The organism is Burkholderia sp. BCC1640 (genome assembly GCF_902833125.1).
Lineage (GTDB): Bacteria > Pseudomonadota > Gammaproteobacteria > Burkholderiales > Burkholderiaceae > Burkholderia > Burkholderia diffusa.
Genome location: NZ_CADFEF010000009.1, coordinates 58,315 through 75,778, shown reverse-complemented (window position 1 = coordinate 75,778; position 17,464 = coordinate 58,315). Strand labels below are relative to the sequence as shown.

19 protein-coding genes are annotated in these 17,464 nt (G+C 62.9%); 10 read left to right on the top strand and 9 right to left on the bottom strand.

All coding sequences use genetic code 11. From position 1 onward, the window contains the following. Positions 1-15: 15 nt before the first annotated feature. The 4 genes from dapA (at position 16) to HWX25_RS12320 (ending at position 3,256) form a co-directional block, all read left to right on the top strand. Positions 16-918: a 4-hydroxy-tetrahydrodipicolinate synthase gene (gene dapA / locus HWX25_RS12335; protein WP_059464169.1), complete on the top strand. Its 903-nt coding sequence runs from the start codon at positions 16-18 to the stop codon at positions 916-918. Positions 919-1,029: 111 nt separating this feature from the next. After that, positions 1,030-2,175, top strand: coding sequence for an outer membrane protein assembly factor BamC (gene bamC / locus HWX25_RS12330; RefSeq protein ID WP_059535804.1), 1,146 nt, complete (start codon positions 1,030-1,032; stop codon positions 2,173-2,175). A 4-nt stretch (positions 2,176-2,179) separates the two neighbouring features. Next, a complete protein-coding gene (locus HWX25_RS12325; RefSeq protein ID WP_175908657.1) occupies positions 2,180-2,956 on the top strand; it encodes an MBL fold metallo-hydrolase in 777 nt (258 codons plus the stop codon). 117 nt (positions 2,957-3,073) lie between these two features. After that, the gene (locus HWX25_RS12320) at positions 3,074-3,256 is read left to right on the top strand and encodes a hypothetical protein (protein WP_162499716.1); all 183 of its coding nucleotides are present in this window, start codon (positions 3,074-3,076) and stop codon (positions 3,254-3,256) included. A 320-nt stretch (positions 3,257-3,576) separates the two neighbouring features. On the opposite strand, the gene HWX25_RS12315 is transcribed toward HWX25_RS12320, so the two are convergent. Beyond that, positions 3,577-4,797: a cupin domain-containing protein gene (locus HWX25_RS12315; protein ID WP_175908656.1), complete on the bottom strand. Its 1,221-nt coding sequence runs from the start codon at positions 4,795-4,797 to the stop codon at positions 3,577-3,579. 32 nt (positions 4,798-4,829) lie between these two features. Here HWX25_RS12315 and HWX25_RS12310 point away from each other — a divergent pair, with 32 nt between their 5' ends. Continuing rightward, positions 4,830-5,372 carry a peptidylprolyl isomerase gene (locus HWX25_RS12310; protein ID WP_175908655.1) on the top strand — a complete coding sequence of 181 codons (543 nt, stop codon included), beginning with the start codon at positions 4,830-4,832 and terminating at the stop codon, positions 5,370-5,372. On the opposite strand, the gene HWX25_RS12305 is transcribed toward HWX25_RS12310, so the two are convergent. After that, entirely contained in the window at positions 5,352-6,623 is a 1,272-nt protein-coding gene (locus HWX25_RS12305) for a hypothetical protein (RefSeq protein WP_175908654.1), read from the bottom strand. The two genes, HWX25_RS12310 and HWX25_RS12305, sit on opposite strands and share 21 nt — an antisense overlap. After that, positions 6,604-9,294 carry a DNA mismatch repair protein MutS gene (gene mutS, locus HWX25_RS12300; RefSeq protein WP_175908653.1) on the bottom strand — a complete coding sequence of 897 codons (2,691 nt, stop codon included), beginning with the start codon at positions 9,292-9,294 and terminating at the stop codon, positions 6,604-6,606. Before mutS ends, HWX25_RS12305 begins: the two co-directional genes overlap by 20 nt. Before the next feature lie 159 nt (positions 9,295-9,453). On the opposite strand from mutS, the gene HWX25_RS12295 reads away from it, so the two are divergent. Further along, positions 9,454-10,761 carry an integrase family protein gene (locus HWX25_RS12295; protein ID WP_175908652.1) on the top strand — a complete coding sequence of 436 codons (1,308 nt, stop codon included), beginning with the start codon at positions 9,454-9,456 and terminating at the stop codon, positions 10,759-10,761. 295 nt (positions 10,762-11,056) lie between these two features. After that, complete coding sequence (locus tag HWX25_RS12290; protein WP_175908651.1) at positions 11,057-11,416, top strand: Crystal protein ET79; 360 nt, start codon at positions 11,057-11,059, stop codon at positions 11,414-11,416. A gap of 367 nt (positions 11,417-11,783) precedes the next feature. Here the strand turns inward: HWX25_RS12290 and HWX25_RS12285 are convergent, their stop codons facing one another. The 6 genes from HWX25_RS12285 to HWX25_RS12260 form a co-directional block, all read right to left on the bottom strand. Next, a complete protein-coding gene (locus HWX25_RS12285; protein WP_175908650.1) occupies positions 11,784-12,023 on the bottom strand; it encodes an AlpA family phage regulatory protein in 240 nt (79 codons plus the stop codon). Positions 12,024-12,031: 8 nt separating this feature from the next. Continuing rightward, complete coding sequence (locus HWX25_RS12280; protein ID WP_244138765.1) at positions 12,032-12,493, bottom strand: hypothetical protein; 462 nt, start codon at positions 12,491-12,493, stop codon at positions 12,032-12,034. Continuing rightward, the gene (locus HWX25_RS12275) at positions 12,490-13,839 is read right to left on the bottom strand and encodes a pyridoxal phosphate biosynthetic protein PdxJ (RefSeq protein WP_175908649.1); all 1,350 of its coding nucleotides are present in this window, start codon (positions 13,837-13,839) and stop codon (positions 12,490-12,492) included. Before HWX25_RS12275 ends, HWX25_RS12280 begins: the two co-directional genes overlap by 4 nt. Next, the gene (locus tag HWX25_RS12270; RefSeq protein WP_059545840.1) at positions 13,839-14,201 is read right to left on the bottom strand and encodes a hypothetical protein; all 363 of its coding nucleotides are present in this window, start codon (positions 14,199-14,201) and stop codon (positions 13,839-13,841) included. Before HWX25_RS12270 ends, HWX25_RS12275 begins: the two co-directional genes overlap by 1 nt. A 50-nt stretch (positions 14,202-14,251) precedes the next feature. Beyond that, entirely contained in the window at positions 14,252-14,470 is a 219-nt protein-coding gene (locus HWX25_RS12265; protein WP_059545821.1) for a hypothetical protein, read from the bottom strand. A 370-nt stretch (positions 14,471-14,840) separates the two neighbouring features. Beyond that, positions 14,841-15,248 carry a hypothetical protein gene (locus HWX25_RS12260; protein WP_175908648.1) on the bottom strand — a complete coding sequence of 136 codons (408 nt, stop codon included), beginning with the start codon at positions 15,246-15,248 and terminating at the stop codon, positions 14,841-14,843. A gap of 623 nt (positions 15,249-15,871) precedes the next feature. Between HWX25_RS12260 and HWX25_RS12255 the strand changes: the two genes are divergently transcribed. The 3 genes from HWX25_RS12255 to HWX25_RS12245 are packed head-to-tail and all read left to right on the top strand — an operon-like array spanning position 15,872 to position 17,254. After that, positions 15,872-16,342 (top strand): hypothetical protein, encoded by a 471-nt coding sequence (locus HWX25_RS12255; RefSeq protein ID WP_155623738.1) that lies wholly within the window; start codon positions 15,872-15,874, stop codon positions 16,340-16,342. After that, positions 16,339-16,869, top strand: coding sequence for a phage regulatory CII family protein (locus HWX25_RS12250; protein ID WP_175908647.1), 531 nt, complete (start codon positions 16,339-16,341; stop codon positions 16,867-16,869). Before HWX25_RS12255 ends, HWX25_RS12250 begins: the two co-directional genes overlap by 4 nt. A 1-nt stretch (position 16,870) precedes the next feature. Next, positions 16,871-17,254: a hypothetical protein gene (locus tag HWX25_RS12245; protein ID WP_175908646.1), complete on the top strand. Its 384-nt coding sequence runs from the start codon at positions 16,871-16,873 to the stop codon at positions 17,252-17,254. Positions 17,255-17,464: the final 210 nt, after the last annotated feature.

The following is a 17,464-nucleotide window of genomic DNA, read 5'->3' as shown; positions in this document are numbered from 1 at the left end:
AATCAATCGCGTTTCATGGCTAACGGCACCCAAGACGGCATTCAAATCCGCGGCAGCATCCCCGCGATCGTCACCCCGATGCTCGAAGACGGCAGTCTCGACCTGCCGGCGTTTCGCAAACTGATCGACTGGCACATCGCGGAAGGCACCGACGCACTCGTCGTGGTCGGCACGAGCGGCGAGTCGGCAACGCTCAACGTCGAAGAGCACATCCTGATGATCCGCACGGCGGTCGAGCATGCGGCGAAGCGCATCCCGATCATCGCGGGCGCGGGCGGCAATTCGACCGCCGAGGCGATCGAACTGACGAAGCATGCGAAGGCCGTTGGCGCCGACGCGACGCTGCAGGTCGTGCCGTACTACAACAAGCCCACGCAGGAAGGGATGTACCGGCACTTCAAGACGATCGCCGAAGCGGTCGACCTGCCGGTGATCCTGTACAACGTGCCCGGCCGGACGGTCGCGGACATGGCGCACGAGACGACGCTGCGCCTCGCGCAGGTGCCGGGCATCATCGGCGTGAAGGACGCGACCGGCAACATCGATCGCGCCGCGCACCTGATCAAGGCCGCGCCGAAGCATTTCGCGATCTACAGCGGCGATGATCCGACCGCGATCGCGCTGATGCTGCTCGGCGGCCACGGCAACATCTCGGTGACGGCGAACGTCGCGCCGCGCGCGATGAGCGACCTGTGCCGCGCGGCGCTGGCCGGCGACGTCGCAACGGCGCGCGAGCTGCACATGAAGCTGCTGTCGCTGCACAAGAACCTGTTCGTCGAGGCGAACCCGATTCCGGTGAAGTGGGCGCTGCAGGCAATGGGCAAGATGCAGGGCGGCATCCGCCTGCCGCTCACGCCGCTCGACGAGCGCTGTCACGATGTCGTGCGTTCGGCCCTCGTCGAGGCCGGCGTCCTCTGATGCTCAGGCGGCCGTGTCCTGCGGCCGCCGGCTCGACCCCTCATCAACCCGCACCGGCCGGCTCCGTCCGGCGCCGCTCCTGACGAGCGTTCTAGCAAGACGAAGGATTTCATGAAACGTTTCGCCTTTTCCTCTCGCGCCATCCAGGTTTCGGTGGTGGCGCTGGCGCTGGGCGCGCTCGCCGGCTGCGATACGCTGAACGATTATCTGGCTCCTGACCGGGTCAACTACAAGAACACGGGTTCGGCGCCGCCGCTCGCGGTGCCGAGCGACCTGAAGCCGGTGCCGACGACCCAGCAGTTCGTCGCGCCGCCGAGCAACGCCGGTCTCGGCACGCTGCCGCCGCGGGCGACGACGGCCGCCGGCAACGCGACCGACGGTGTCCCGAGCGCGCAGGATCCGCTCGGCATGCATATCGAGCGCGATGGCGACCGCCGCTGGCTCGTCGTGGACGGGCGCACGCCCGAGCAGCTTTGGCCGATCCTGAAGGAATTCTGGCAGGAGAACGGCTTCTCGCTGAAGACCGACGCACCGTCGACCGGCATCATGGCCACCGACTGGGCCGAGAACCGCGCGAACATTCCCGACGACTGGTTCCGTCGCACGATCGGCAAGGTCATCGACTTCGCTTACTCGTCGGGCACGCGCGACCGTTTCCGCACGCTCGTGAACCGCACGCCGGACGGCAACACCGACATCTCGATCACGCACAGCGCGATGGAGGAAATGATGGTCGGCCCGCAGGGTGGCACGTCGTCGCGCTGGGAAGAGCGTCCGCGCAATCCGGTGCTCGAGGCCGTGTTCCTGTCGAAGCTCATGCAGAAGTTCGGCCTGAGCGACGCGCAGGCGAAGCAACTGCTGACCGATGCGCGTCCCGCGACGGCACCGGCGCAGGTCAGCGATACGAGCAGCGGTGCCGCGACGCTGCAACTGGCGGAATCGTTCGACCGTGCATGGCTGCGCGTCGGTCTCGCGCTCGACCGTACCAACTTCGCGGTCGACAATCGCGACCGCGAGAAGGGCGTGTACACGGTCCGTTACGCGAACACGATGGAAGAGCTCAAGCGCGACGGGCTGTTCGGCAAGCTGTTCTACGGCGGCCCGTCGGCGGCCAAGCCGGGCAAAGAATACCTGGTCAACGTGCGCGCGCAGGGCAGTGGCGGCACGCAGGTCGCGGTGGTCGACGCGAACGGCAAGGTCGACAACTCGTCGGACGCGCAGCGGATCATTTCGCTGCTGCACGCCCAGTTGAACTGATCGCGTGCGCTTCGCCAGCCTCGGTAGCGGCAGCGAAGGCAACGCGCTGGTCGTCGAGGTCTCGAGCGGCACGACGACCACCCGCGTGCTGCTCGACTGCGGTTTTTCAGCGAAGGAGGTCGAGCGCCGCCTCGGCCGCCTGAATCTCGCCATCGACGATCTCGATGCGATCCTCATCACCCACGAACACAGCGACCACGTCGGTAGCGCGCTGACGCTCGCGCGGCGCGGGTCGCTGCCGCTCTACATGAGCTGGGGCACGGCACGCGCGGTGGGCGCGGACGAAGCCGATGTCGATCTCCACGTGTTGTGGGGCGACGAGACGGCCGCGATTCGCGATCTGGCCGTGATGCCTTATACGGTGCCCCATGACGCGCGGGAACCGCTCCAGTTCGTCTTCATGGACGGTTGCAGCCGGCTCGGCGTGCTGACCGACGTCGGAATGGCCACACCGCATATCACGGCCGTACTGAGCGGTTGTGACGCGCTGGTGCTCGAATCCAACCACGATACCGAGATGCTCGCCGGGAGCCGCTATCCGCAGTCGTTGAAGGCGCGGATCGGCGGCAATCACGGCCACCTGAGCAACGCCGCCGCCGCGGACATCCTCGCATCGCTCGAACGCAGCCGCCTCCAGCACTTGGTCGCGGCGCACCTGAGCCAGCAGAACAACCGGCCCGAGCTGGCCCGCCAGGCATTGGCCGGCGTGCTGGGAACGGACGGGGAGGAAGTGGTCGTGGCCACGCAGGACGCGGGCTTCGACTGGCTGACGCTCGGCTGAGCGGGGCGCAGGATAGGGCGTACAGGACGGCTCCTGGCCGGCCTGGCTGCCGGAAATGATGCGCGTAACCGACAGACGTAAAAAAACCGGCCCGAAGGGCCGGTTTTTTTTCAGCTGATGCTGAGGCTTACTGGCTTGCGCCCGAAGCCGGAGCAGCCGTCGCTGCCGAAGCAGCCGACGCCACAGCAGCAGCTGCGTCGCTCGCAGCAGCCGTCGCCGACGAAGCAGCAGCCGAAGCGTCGCTCGCAGCACCAGCAACTGCCGAAGCAGCCGACGAAGCAGCAGCCGATGCGTCGCTAGCAGCCGACGAAGCAGCTTGATCAGCGCTCTTGTTGCAAGCAGCCAGTGCAACAGCAGCCAACAGGGAAGCTACGAGGAGGGATTTCTTCATGATCACGTCCTTTTATGGTTAAAGGTAAGCAACAGCGCGAAACAATACCGGTAATGTGCTCCAACACCGACCTGGGCCGCTGGTGGAGACGCACTTCTAGAGCGTGAATCTTCCCTACGGCTTGGGCGGAAATTATATGCACTTTCCTATCGACCGTCGACAAATGCGGGGTCAATACGTTGTCTTTCCCATACAGAATTTGATCTGCACGGGCATACGGGGAGGCTCACTAAATCCGGTTTCCGACCCGTATCCAGCCCGCACAATACCACTCGTGCAGCAAGGCTGTCATTGAGGGAACCCGGGATAGTGTTACAAACCGTTTCGCCTCCATGTGGCGCAGATTGGCCAGTTCGGGCAGCCATTCGCCGGCCTGCTCGAGCGGTTCTTCCTCGCCATTAATGAAGTACGAGCGCGCGTTATACATCAATGCGGCCCGTCTGTCGAGATACACGCCCCGGCGCGATGCCTGCGCGACGAACGCGGCCTCCGACAGCGGACGCGCCGGCGGCTCGAATACTACGTTTGATTTGGGTTCGCTCAGGTAGCAACCGAGGAATTCGGCGACGTCGCGCTTGCGCCAGCGGATCGCATCGACGATCTCGGCGACGCGATCGACCATCGCCGGCGGCAGTTGCGCAGGGGTGTCGACCGCCGGCTGCTTCGGGTCGCGGTAAAGCGCGTCGCCACGCTCGTCGCGCAGGCCGCCGCGTTCAGCGAGGTAGTACAGGAATTGCGCGCCCAGCTCCCCGGCGGACGGCGCCCGAAAGCCGATCGAGCAGGTCATGCATTCGCCTTCGGCCACGCCGTCGTGCGCGATGTGCGGCGGCAGGTACAGCATGTCGCCCGGCTCCAGCACCCACTCGTCGCTCGGCTCGAAATGCTCGAGGATCTTCAGCGGGACGTCCGGCTGCAGCGACAGGTCCTTCTGCGCACCGATGCGCCAGCGGCGCCGGCCCTCGACCTGCAGCAGAAATACGTCGTACGAGTCGAAGTGCGGGCCGACGCCGCCGCCGTCAGTCGCATACGAAATCATCAGGTCGTCGAGGCGCGCGTCCGGGATGAAGCGGAAGCGGTCGAGCAGCGCGCGTGCCGCGTCGACGTGCAGGTCGAGCCCCTGCACGAGCAAGGACCAGGACTTGCGCGAAACGGCAGGCAGCGCGCCCGGCTCGAACGGACCGTGGGCCAGTTGCCACTTGTTACGAAAATGGGTGATCAGTCGCGATTCGGCGTCATAGTCGGCTGCGAGCTCGAACAGGGCGTCGCGCGTGACCGGCGGCTTCACGCCGGGGATCGCCTGGCGGATCAGCAGCGGCTTCTTCTGCCAGTAGCGGCGCATGAATTGCGCCGGCGAGAGGCCGCCGAGCAGCGGTGTGGGAAGATCGGAAGGCGGCGCGCCGTGCGGGGCGGCAGCGGTATCCCGCGGTTCGGCTTGAGACCGGTTGCGCATCGTATAATGAGACTTGTATTTGGGAGAATTGGATGAAAATCGCAAAAAACACCGTCGTGTCGGTCACTTACAAGCTGTCGGATGCGCAAGGCAATCTGATCGAGGAAAGCGACGAGCCGATGGTTTATCTGCACGGCGGCTATGATGGCACGTTCCCCAAGATCGAGGAACAGCTCGACGGCCAGGAGCCTGGTTACCAGGCGCAGATTCAGCTCGAGCCGCAGGACGCGTTCGGCGACTACGATCCCGAACTCGTGAAGATCGAGCCGCGCGATCGTTTTCCCGAGCCGATCGAAGTGGGCATGCAGTTCGAAGGCACGCCGGAAGACGGCGACGAGGAAGTGGATTCGCTGATCTACACGGTCACCGACATCGCCGAGGACAAAGTCGTGCTCGACGGCAACCACCCGCTCGCGGGCATGGCGCTGCGTTTCGCGCTGACGGTCAAGGACGTTCGCGAAGCGACCGAGGACGAGATCGAGCATGAGCACGCGCATGGCGCGGAAGGCCTCGAAATCGTCGACGAGGACGAAGACGACGACGGCGACGCGCCGTCAGGGCGTACCCTGCACTGAGCTGGCGGGCAGGCCCGGCGCCGGCCCTGAAGCAGGGGGCGGCGCGGGCCACGAAGCGCCGCCCGGAGTCGTGCCGTCGCCCTGCAGCGGCGGCGCGACCGACGACGAGTCGGGCAATGCCGGCAAGGCCGGGATCTCCGGCATCTGCGGCAGCGGGACCTCGTCGCGCGGCACGGCCGGCAGCGCGGGCGGAATCGGCAGATCCTTCGGGACGTCCTGGACGCTCACGTTGAAGATGGTCTGCCGCGCCGGCGACACGTTGACCTTCACCCACTGATTCGCCGGATGACGCGGTCCGATCGCGACACGCGTCACATTTCCCACCAGCACGCCATCGTCCGCATGCAGCGGGCGATCGATCAGGAAGCCGTTCGCAAGCGGCTCGCTGCTCGCGTGCATCACCAGGATCGGGCCGCGGAATGTCGCTGCCGCCTTCACCAGCGTTCGTTTCAGTTCACGAAAGCCGTCACGGACGCGCGGCCGGTTGAAACGCAACCACGCAAAGCGTTCGGCACGTTCATAGCGATCGAACTGCGGATCGCCTTCGAAAATCACCACCATCGCGCGCGCTTCGCGCCGCTTCGCATATTCGGCCGCATGGTCGATCCAGAAGCCGTTCGCGATGATGCGGTCCTCGAATTCGCCGTTGCGCCCGCCGGCCGTCAGATAGTGATTGTTCGGCGCCGGTGCGTTCAGCGCGACGTAGACGACGTCGTCATGCAGCCAGCGCGCGTTTTCACGATAGGGCCGGAAGCGGGCGACTTCGCTTTCGCGCGTGATCTGCAGCGCGCCGGGGTCGGGCAGCGCCGCGTCGGCCAGTAGCGTCTGACGCAGGAAGTCCAGGCGTTCGACCGGGTCGTAGCTGCCGCCTGCCGCCGTGTTGCACGTTACCCAGTCGTCGTGACCGGGAATGAGCACGAGCGGCACGCGCGATGCATCCAGGATCGCGCCGCGCTGCGTATACAGCGAATCGCGGCACGCTTCCTTCGCACCCTTGATGTTGCCTGCATAGACGACGAAGGCCAGATTGCGTTCGCGCGCGATCGATTCGAACAGCCGCTGTGCGGCAGGTTCGTCGGCCGGCGCGTCGATGACGCCCGACACGACCGCGAACGAATAGGGGGCGGCGGCACGTTTGGGCGGCGCGGCCAGCGCGCCGGCCTGCGCCAGCGCAAGCATCGCCGCGACCAGCGCAGCGGTGGCCCGGGCCGGCCAGCCCGACGGGGTGCGTTTATGCGTGCCCGTCGGCATCGTGCGAGCGGACGAGCGTGCGCAGTTCGTACAGCAGGTCGAGCGCGTCGCGCGGCTTGAGGTCGTCGGGATCGATGTCGCGCAGCCTTTCGAGCGCCGGATGCGAAGTGTCGGACGGCGCGGGCGCATCCGCGCATTCGAGTTCGTCGGTCGCGGCGGGCGGCGCGCTGAACAGATCGAGCTGCGGCGTATGCTGCGTGGCCGACTGCTGTTCGAGATACGCGAGATGCTTGCGCGCGGCGCGGATCACCGGTGCCGGCACGCCCGCGAGTTGCGCAACCTGCAGCCCGTAGCTCTGGTTCGCCGGGCCTTCGTTGACCGCGTGCAGGAACACGATGCCGTGACCGTGCTCGACGGCCGACAAGTGGACGTTGGCCGCTTGCGGGAATTCCGCGGGCAGTTGCGTCAACTCGAAGTAATGCGTCGCGAACAGCGTGTAGCAGCCGTTTTGCGCCAGCAGATGGCGCGCGATGGCCCATGCGAGCGCGAGGCCGTCGAACGTCGACGTGCCGCGGCCGATTTCGTCCATCAGCACGAGGCTCTGCGGTGTCGCGTCGTTCAGGATCGCAGCCGCTTCGGTCATCTCGACCATGAAGGTCGAGCGGCCGCCGGCGAGGTCGTCGGCCGCGCCGATCCGCGTGAAGATCCGGTCGATCGGGCCGAAGCAGGCCGACTTCGCCGGCACGTAGCTGCCGACGTACGCCATCAGCGCGATCAGTGCCGTCTGCCGCATGAAGGTCGACTTACCGCCCATGTTCGGGCCGGTGATCAGCAGCAGTTTGCGCTCGGCGCCGAATCGGCAGTCGTTCGCGATGAACTGCTCGACCTGCGCTTCGACGACGGGGTGACGCCCCTGTTCGATCTCGATGCCGATTTCGTCGGTGAAGGCGGGCGCAACCCAGTCGAGCGTGCGGGCGCGCTCGGCGAACGCGGCGAGCACGTCGAGCTCGGCGAGCGCCGACGCGACGCGCTGACACTCGGCAATGAACGGCAGCAGTGCCTGCAGCACGCCGTCGTACAGCGCGCGCTCGCGGGCCAGCGCGCGTTCCTGCGCGGACAGCGCCTTGTCCTCGAAAGTCTTCAGTTCGGGCGTGATGTAGCGCTCGGCGTTCTTCAGCGTCTGGCGGCGGCGATAGTCGTCCGGCACCTTGTCGGTCTGGCCGCGCGTGACTTCGATGTAGAAGCCGTGCACCTTGTTGTATTCGACGCGCAGGTTCGCGATGCCCGTGCGGGTACGCTCGCGCGCCTCGAGATCGATCAGGAACTGACCGCAGTTCTCGGAGATGTCGCGCAGCTCGTCGAGCTCCGCATCGTAGCCGCGCGCGATCACACCGCCGTCGCGCACCATCGCGGCAGGCTCGGGGGCGATCGCGCTCGTCAGCAGGTCGAGACATTCGGCGGGCGGCGCGAGCGCCGCATCGACGCGCGTGAGCGCATCCGCGTTCGCGACGATCGCGCTGATGCGTTCGCGCAGCGCGGGCAGCGCCGCGAACGTGTCGCGCAGGCTCGACAGATCGCGCGGGCGCGCGGACAGCAGCGCGAGACGACCGGTGATCCGCTCGACGTCGGCGATCTGGCGCAGGGCGGTTCGCAGTGCGTCGAGGCTCGCGTTCACGGGCGCCTCGAGCAGCGCGCTGATCGCTTGCTGGCGTGACTGCGCGGCGACGGACGCGCGCGGCGGGTGATGCAGCCAGTGGCGCAGCAGGCGGCTGCCCATCGTCGTGCAGCAGGTGTCGAGCAGCGAGTACAGCGTCGGCGATTCGGTGCCGCGCAGGGTTTCGGTCAGTTCGAGGTTGCGGCGCGTTGCCGGATCGAGCCCGATGTATTCGGTTTCGTTCTCGACCTTCAGACTGCGCACGTGACGCAGTTGCTGACCCTGTGTAGCGGCCGCGTACAGCAGCAGTGCGCCGGCTGCGCCGCATGCGCTCGTCAGCGAATGCGCGCCGAAGCCGTCGAGGCCCGCGACGTCGAGCTGGTCGCACAGGCGCTGCGTGCCCGACGCGATATCGAAGTGCCATGCCGGCACGCGCTTGATCGCGCCGGCGCCGGCGGGCACGGCGTCAGTCGCGCCGTCCGCCGTGAGGATCTCGGCCGGCCGGATGCGTTCGAGCGCGGCGCCGAGCTGCTCGGGTTCGATTTCGGCGAGCCGCAGCGCGCCGCTTGCGAGGTTCAGCCACGCGAGGCCGATGTTGACCGCCACGCCACGCTTGTTGTGCCCCGTGCACATCGCGAGCAGGTAGACGTCGTTCTTGTCGGACAGCAGTGCCGCGTCGGTCAGCGTGCCGGGCGTGACGACGCGCACGACCTTGCGTTCGACCGGCCCCTTCGACGTCGCAGGGTCGCCGATCTGCTCGCAGATCGCGACCGATTCGCCCATCTTCACGAGCTTCGCCAGATACTGTTCGACCGCGTGATGCGGGACGCCGGCCATCTTGATCGGCGTGCCGGCCGATGCGCCGCGTTGCGTGAGGGTCAGATCGAGCAGACGCGCCGCTTTCTCCGCATCCTCGAAGAACAGCTCGTAGAAGTCGCCCATCCGGTAAAAGACGAGCGTGTCGGGGTGATCGGCCTTGATGCGCAGGTACTGCTGCATCATCGGAGTGTGGTTGCTAAAAGCTGCTTCTGTAAGCTGCTGTTTTCGTTCCGTAATTTCCTGCACGTCCTTATCCATCAAGGCATTCCGTCAGTTTTGGGGGATTCAGTATCGAGTTTCCCCGTGTTGCGACATCTTGCTAAATTCTCGTTGCCAGCGTAGCTTTTCGTCCTTCACGAAATCTACGCCTACGCCGGTGCTGTCCTGTGTGTGGCGGAAACCTACGCCGAGGATTGAATGCGGTTTGACGCACGCACTGCAAAGCAACTTTTGCCCGGTGCACATTTGAATATCGACGGTTGTCCCGGTCTCAGGCTTGAGGCAACAGCCTCGCGTCGTAGCTGGACTTACCGGTACAAATCGCCCGTCGACGGGCGCATGCGACAAATCAAAATCGGCGAATGGCCTGCGCTGTCAATCGCAGCTGCGGCCGTTGAATGGGAGCGCTTGAGGGACCAGCGCAACGCAGGCAACGACCCGGCATTGTCTAAGCGGCAAGCACGCGGCACTGTCGCCGTAATGGTACAGCAAGGGGATTCGCCGACAGTGGGGGAAGTGTGTGCGGCGTACCTGAAAGGGCACGTGGAGCTCAATCGCAAACAGAAGGGCGCATCCGAAGTTGCCCGGATGTTTCTGACCATGATCGGTGACCTTGCTGAACTGCCTGCCGCCGAACTAACACGTGAGCGCGCGTTCGCCAAGATCGACGCATTCCGCCATATCCCGGTGCAGGCGTCGAAGCTGCGGCTGGAACTTGGCGCTGCGTGGGACTATGCACTCGACGCCGGCAAGCTCCCTGAATCTGCGCCGAACTGGTGGCGGCAGATCATGCGCGGCCGGCTGCGCAGCAATGGTAAGCGGATCGGTGGGCAGCCGGTCGGAACAGCTAAGCGATTCCTGAGCGATGCTGAGGCAGGCGCGCTCATCAACTGGCTGCCGAACTTCAGTCGAAACGTTGAAGATGCGCTGACGCTGTACCTCTGGACCGGGACGCGAGGTGCAGAGATTGGTGCGATGGAGGGAGTTGAAATCACCGACGAACCGGATGGGCTGTGGTGGACGATCCCTAAGGTCAAAACAAAAAATGCCCGGCACGAGAACGCAACAGACCTTCGGGTGCCATTGATCGGTCGCGCGGAGGCCATTGTTCGTCGACGCCTCGCACGTTATGGCAAGCGGTGGCTATTCCCGGCAGAGCGGGGAGGCTACATGGAGCAAAAGGTTTTCGGGCAGGCAGTCCATTTTCATATGCCCTACAGCGAAACGCGGCCGGAACAGACGCGGCCTCGCCTTCCCGTTACGCATTGGGCGCCACATGATCTTCGCCGTACGGTCCGCACTATGCTGGCTGCTTTGGGGTGTCCGTTCGAAATCGGTGAAGCAGTTCTCGGGCATATGCTCCGGGGCGTCGGCGGCGTTTACAACCGGCATGGATACGACAACGAACGTCGGTATTGGCTGGCAAAACTGAGTTCGAGGCTGGAAGACTTGGCCGTACTCGACTCGCAATCTGTCGCGCCAAGCGCGCTCTCAGCGTCGCGCTAGCAGCGGCTTTCGTACAAAAGAGCGTTCCCATTGGGGAACTAAAGGTGCGGCGCGAACGGTCGAGTCGTTGTCGCACTTGGTGCTCAAGTGCGGGCCAGTGTCTCCATGGGTCGCACTTGGGGTGCTGCGGCGAAAGGCATGGTCGCATTTTTGACTTATTTGGCCTGTCAAGAATGACAGCTTTCTTGTCAATATTTTTTGTCCTATTTTTTCAGAATAGTATTTATTCAATAGAATTTGAGAGCGTGATGATGTGGTGAGTTGGTAGTGCTACTTTGAGCGAGGGGTGACTGAAATGGCTGCACGTAGCGTGATCGCGAAGTTTACCAACAACACGAAATTTCTATTGACGCTAGATAAATCATCGGTTCAGTTGGAGCGCGGTGAGTGGGTAACCTCACCTCCCGATCAAATCCTTCCTGGTGATGTCGGGCAATGGGAGAGTGAGTCGGATAGCTACGACACTGGCACGCAGGGCAATCTTCGGTATCAATTCTTCGATCAATCGACGTACAACGTTTACGTCAATTGGATGGATCCGTTTTCTGCTGAAAGTCATTATTCGATTGAATGCGATGCAGATGGATTCAAGGTCGGTCACGACGGAAATGATGATCGTAATGCGACTGTTGATTATTACATTAATGAGGCTTGATGGGTTCGAATTGCTTGCGTTGATCCGGGTGCGGGAGTGTGGGCGTGTGATTCTTGTGAGGAGGGTGAGTTATTATGTCGCAAAAATACAGTGATCTGACTCCTGAGTTGCAGAATTTGTTTAATACATTGGAGGGGGCCGTCGATATGAGCGCGGTCCTCGGTGATAAGGTGCGGGATCAATTTGATGTCTTGTTCAATAATTTTATGTACGCGAGTTTAACCGTTGAAGAGTTCAATTCCAATCTGATCAGAGTAATGAACGCCAGCTGAGTGTTCGGCATCTCGATTATTCAATCGGCCATCCCGCGCCGAAGCATCTGTGCCCGTGGAATCGGGTGCAGATGCTTGCAGTGCTTGGGCGGTTCCTAACCCTCATCATTTCTTGCCCTGCTGCGGCCGGTCCCGCAGTTGGCAGGGGGCAAAAATTCCGACACGGTTCTCGCTTCGGCCCATGCTTCGATTTCGCGCGTGAGCCATCCAACGCGTCGACCAGAAAGTGCGCGTGGTTTCGGGAATTGCTCCTGACGCACTAGTTTGTGAATCACTGCGGGCGACAGTGAGATTGCGGCAGAAACCGACGTGATATCAAGGTAGATTGGTTTCATCGCTACCGTCATACGCAGAATTTTCCATATTGATCGAAAGGCATCGAGCGCGCGAGCTGCATCAAGCCAGTTTCCAGCGTGATGCCGGTGGTTTCTGCCCAGGTGCGCGTGTCCTGCGCGGCTTTATGGCGAGCGGACGAGCCGATCTCGCCGGCCATCAGGTCCAGCGGCTCGACGTCTGCCGCGTGCGAGATCTCGGTGATCAGCGCGCGGATCTCGATGCGAAGGGCGTTGAGTCGCGTGAGCCTGCCTTGGCGGATATCCGCCAAGGCGTCGTCCGTCTGTATAGGTTTGCGCCGCGCGAGCGGCGCTTCGTCTTTCTGGATCGCTTTTGCGGGTGTCAGCCCGTCGCAGTTCGACTGCATCGAAGTGCCGTTGACGCTCGCCAGTTTGATAGCCGCGAGGCTGTTCGCGTTTTCCCGCTTTCGCGGCAGCGGACGTGGGGTAGAAAGGGCCGGGCGCGGAGTCATTGGGGCGTCTCCAGCGCCATTTCCGGCCTCCAGTCGGGATCGGGCATCGCATACAGGTTGTCGAGCCATTTGCGTACGCTTGCGGTTTCCTTGGCCTTCGACATGGAGGTGCTCGTCTCGATGCGCAGGGTGAGGTCACGGACGGCCCCGCGAATTGCCTGCACGCGGGTCGGATAGGTCGCCATACCCGCGTGGTATGAGCAAGGCGAGGCACCGCCGGCAGTCCCGATCGTGTAATCCATCCCGTAGATCCAGACGCCTTTGGCAATCAGCGCGATCCGAATTTCTGCCGGGCTTCGGCCAGTGCGTTGTTGCTTCGGTGCGGACACGATGTCCGTCGGCGTATAGACGCCGTGATCATTTGCGGTCGCAATGGCGTAGGCAGTCTTGCTTGCGGGCGGAGTATCGAGCAGATCCGCGAGTGGCGTTAGCGCGGCATGTACTGCGTCGATGGTGCCCGCAGCAAGCTTGCCGAACACGGGGTCGTGCAGCACGGCCTGGAGCGCCTGCAAAAGTTGCTTTGACTGTTTCTCGCTGATCTTGGCGGACGCAGTCGTCCGGGCGGGCGTTTGCGCGGGCCCGTGTGTCTCGACTGCTGCGTCCGCGGTCGGCGACTGCGTGGGTGCCGCGTCGAGATGCTTCTTCGTCACGCGCGCCTTGCCAGACGCTGCTGCCTTCGTTGCGCCTTTCTGCAGCCGCTCGAGCGCTTTATCTGCCCCGTGTTCGCGGATCTGCTCGATCGCGAGCGTGCCGGCGACTGCGCCGTCACGAACCATGCGATGCAGTTCGAGCGGGGCGCGTTCGAGTAGACCGACGTCGCGGATCGTTTGGTCAGTGACATTAAGGCGCTCGCAGATGGCTGCGAGCGTCATGCCATGAATGTCGCGTAGCTCGGCAACAACGCCAGCCAGTTCGAGCGGCGACGATCGCTTGCTGTCGTTGCTGAGATAGCCGTCGATCACCATTTCGGCGCGGTTGACTGTCTTGGCGTCGCGGACGACGACCGGGATCTTCCCGATGTCCTTGCCAGCTTCGATCGCCTTGCCGGCAGCGAGGTAGCGGTGCTGCCCCTTGTACACGTACAGCAGATCCTTCCCGTCGACCTTTCGCGCATAGCAGTGGAGGGGTGACCCCTTGTCATACCCGTTCGCCGCGATGAGGGCGGTGAGGTGCGTCACCCATTCGGGATCAACCGGTCGGATATTGTCGGACGGGTCGTAGCGAAGCTGTTCGTAGGGGACCATCCACAGGTCTGCCGACGTTGCGCCGGCCGCTGCGGCTGCGGCCTTAATGTTTCCGGTCGGGATCGGCGCGGTGAGGTCGAGCTGTTGCGTGCGGTCGTCCATTACGCAACCTCCTGCGTTGCTGCCGTCCCCGTCTTGCCGCGCTTCTTCGCTCTATTGATCGCTTTCGACGCCTCGACGTCAGCTGCGCGCTTAGCGTCGCGCAGGCGCTTGATCGCGTCTGCGCAGTTGCCTTCGTCCGGAATCGAGATTTGCTTGCCGGCGATCTCAGTGCCGTCGAGGATCAAATACTCCGTATGCACGCTGTCCGCCAGCGGGCGGCGTCCGACAACGTACTTGCCGATCAGGATCGGTGTCGACGGACGGCGTGCGTTCCGGTCGTATCGCGTAATGGTGCGAAGTGAGAGGGTGTCGCGACGCTCGACGTCGACGAGGGGAAGGGTTTGGCCTTTGATTCGCGGCATGGTGGTCTCCATGACGCCGGGGGCGTTCGCCCCGGCAGGATCGGGGCGGTTTAGACGGTGACGTGATAGGCGGTCGTCGGTGCGACGACAGGGTCGTCCTGGAACACGTTTACGACGACAAACAGCAATGCGGCGACGACCGTCCAGCGGAAGACTTTCGACTTCTCAAAGTTGCTTTGGCGGGCAGGCTCGGACGGCGTGACGCGGGGCGTCTGCTCGTCGCGGAGCCATTCCTTACGTGTGGCGGAATGTTGATCGACAAATTTCATGCAGGTTCTCCGTTACGCGTCACCTGACGCAGCAAACGGATTAAACACTATGTTTAGTCTTAAGGCAAACATAGTGTTTAATTTGTGGGCGTGCCTGTGCCCTCGCGTCAAGTTCGCGTGAGGGGCGGATATAAACGTGTGGTTAGGTCAAGCGGTGGCGTCTAGATAGGAATCTAAGACCAGTGCAGATAGGTTCTGGCACCACGAAAGCACTGCGAGAAGATGGTTGTCGGCGAAGCGCGGCGGGGACGTCACGATGTCGCCCCCGCGAGTGATTGAAAAGTGAATTTCTGTTACGAATTCCGATTCGTCTGGATCGATTCGGAGACGCTGCTGGCGAGCTATCCGGTACGTAGCAAAGTCGATGACGTTATCGCGTTGATCCCCGTTTCTGTCCTTCATTTTCAGCCTGGCCCTCGGGCTGCACGGCCGCGCGAATGGCGGCACGTGAGCGTTTTGCAAACGCCGCTGCGTTGGAGTTTGCAATTCCGGCCTCTAGCATGCCTTCCAGCGCTTGCATCAGTTGAGGGGTGACGAGGTGCTGTTCCGCTGCTTTGGTCAGGGCGGAATTGAACGACCGTGTGCGTTCGATGATGTCGAGGTTGTCTGTTGGCAGCGGCTTCGATTTCCGGCTCGTTGTTAGATCGCCGGAAACCTTACTGTCTCGTAATGTCTCTCTCGCTGCACCGGTGTCAGCCATTTCACCGATGCCAGACCTGAGCCATTCCGCCCTGCATCCAATTGCGGCTGCGGCTTTGATGATGCCGGCTGCGGACATACCTCGGCGCTCCCAATTGTTCAGAAGCTGAGGGGAGTCATTCAGCAGGCGCGCGACATTTGCGGGACCGTCAACGTCCCGAAGTTCTCGCGCCGCAATGTAAAGGCGCTGCGCTGTTTCATGTATGGCTCGCATGGGGCCAATGGTCGTTGAAGTAAACGTCTTGTTGTTAAACGCTGTGTTTGCTTCTTGTATAAACATAGTGTTTAATATTGTCCCATGGACAAATCAGCTCACATCCAATCGGATCGGCGGACGATCGAACGACTTGGCGGACCCGCGAGGGTCGCCGAATTGCTTGGCTACGAAAAGCAACTTGGCGGGACGCAGCGGGTTTGCAATTGGCTTGTGCGTGGCATCCCGGCGGCGGTGAAGGTGGAGCACCCCGATCTGTTCATGGCGAACTCCGTAGTAGCAATTCCTCAAGATCCGACGCGTTGAACTGCCCATCCAACTGGCCTCGCATCGTAGCGGCCGATTTGGTGAGGCGACAGCATGAAACGCGGCCTCTCTCAAATATTCCGACTATGACTTGCCGATACGACAGCACTGAATGGCTGGATGCGCACCCCAGCCCGTGCGCCCCGGAAGAGCGATTCTCAGGTTTCGCCCTTGGCCCTGGCTTGGATGTCTCCCTTGCGGTCAGTGCGCGAAAGACGCGCTGCATCGTCAAGCGCACACGCAATGGCGCTCGCATCAAGCTCATTCACCTTCTTGAGGTCTACGAGACGGTCGAGCAGGACAAGGTGGTAAACCAAGTAGCGACTAAACGCCGCTATCGGTCGGTTGGCGCCGCGTTGTCCCTCGATCTTCGCGATCTCAAGGTGCGCGAGATGCTCCGCTCGCGCAGCGTCATACGCTCGCTCGACAAGGTGCTCTCTCTGTCTCTGTCGAATGGTCTGCCGAGTAGTGACCAACGTCGTGAGCGCACCGCAAACAGCGCCGATGATCACGCCAATCGTGCTCGAGAGCGCGGCGACGGTAGTTGTGTCCATGGTGAAAAACAAGCGATGGCTAAGGAAGGTGTGAATGCGATTCTCGCACGCTCGCCATTCCCATTTCTCACGAAACTAATTCGCACGGGCTGCGCATGACTTGCCGATACGACAGCACCGAATGGCTGGACGTGCTGTACACATCCGTTCGCAACACGCCGGGCGGAGTCGCCGATGCCGCCAACTATCTGACCGTGCGACGCGGCAAGAACGTCACGACGGAGTCTCTGCGTCTGCGCCTGCGCGGAGTCGGCGACAGTCGTTTGTCGATGGAAATGTTCGAGCTACTGGTCGAGTGGATGCAGGAAAAGACCGAAGGCAGCGCGCATGCGCTCGACGCGCTGCACGCACTGAATGCGCGTTTCGGTTTGGTTGCCGAGCATGTCGGCGATCACGGAGCTGATGAGGCGCTCGAGCAGGGCACGATGCATCTCGTCTCGACGACGCTGCACTTGCAGGCGCACGTCGGCCGCGTTGCCGACGACGTGACCCGCGCTCTCGAAGATCAACGAATCGATGACCGGGAGGCCGAGCAAATCATCGCGACGGGGCGAAAGGGACAGCGCCTGTTCCAGAGGTTGATCCACGCGGCCCGCAACCTCGCTGCAAAACGTCGGAATCGCTGACATGGAGCGATTCAAGCACGGCATGGGGTGCTGTCGGCCTGAGCGTGAACGGATCGATCTCTGCTGCTCAATTCAGCAGCAGCTGGCGTGCGCTATCACGAAGCTTGCATCCAATTTTGAGTGCGCCCCTGATGAAGCAGGGCGCCTGCTCTCAGAACTGATCTCTACCTTCCCCGATCGTCTCGCTCCGATTCTTGCGGAAGCGTGCGCAGCGGGGCAGGTGCGTCCGTTCGTCGACCGAGCTGCGCGCGCATGCGCCGCGCTCGCAACCAAGGCGGAACGGCACGCGTTTCGCAATCAGCTTACCGATCGTCTCTGCGCGCTGGACCTAGCCGCGTTCGACGATCTCATGTCGGCGGAATGGCGTCGACTACGCGGCAAATAACAGGAGACCCCCGTGAACGTGAACGGAAACAGTAGCGCATTGCGACGCGGCGCTTCGCAGTACAGCCGGTCGCCGAGTGGGCGGCAGTGCTATGCAGCCGGACTGGCAGCGTGGCGCAGCTTCGCTCACAAGGTCGCACGCGACCGTCGCCTTGCCGAGCTGGATGCGGCTCGGCGTGCGAGCTAACGGGTGCTGCTCAACGGATTGTGA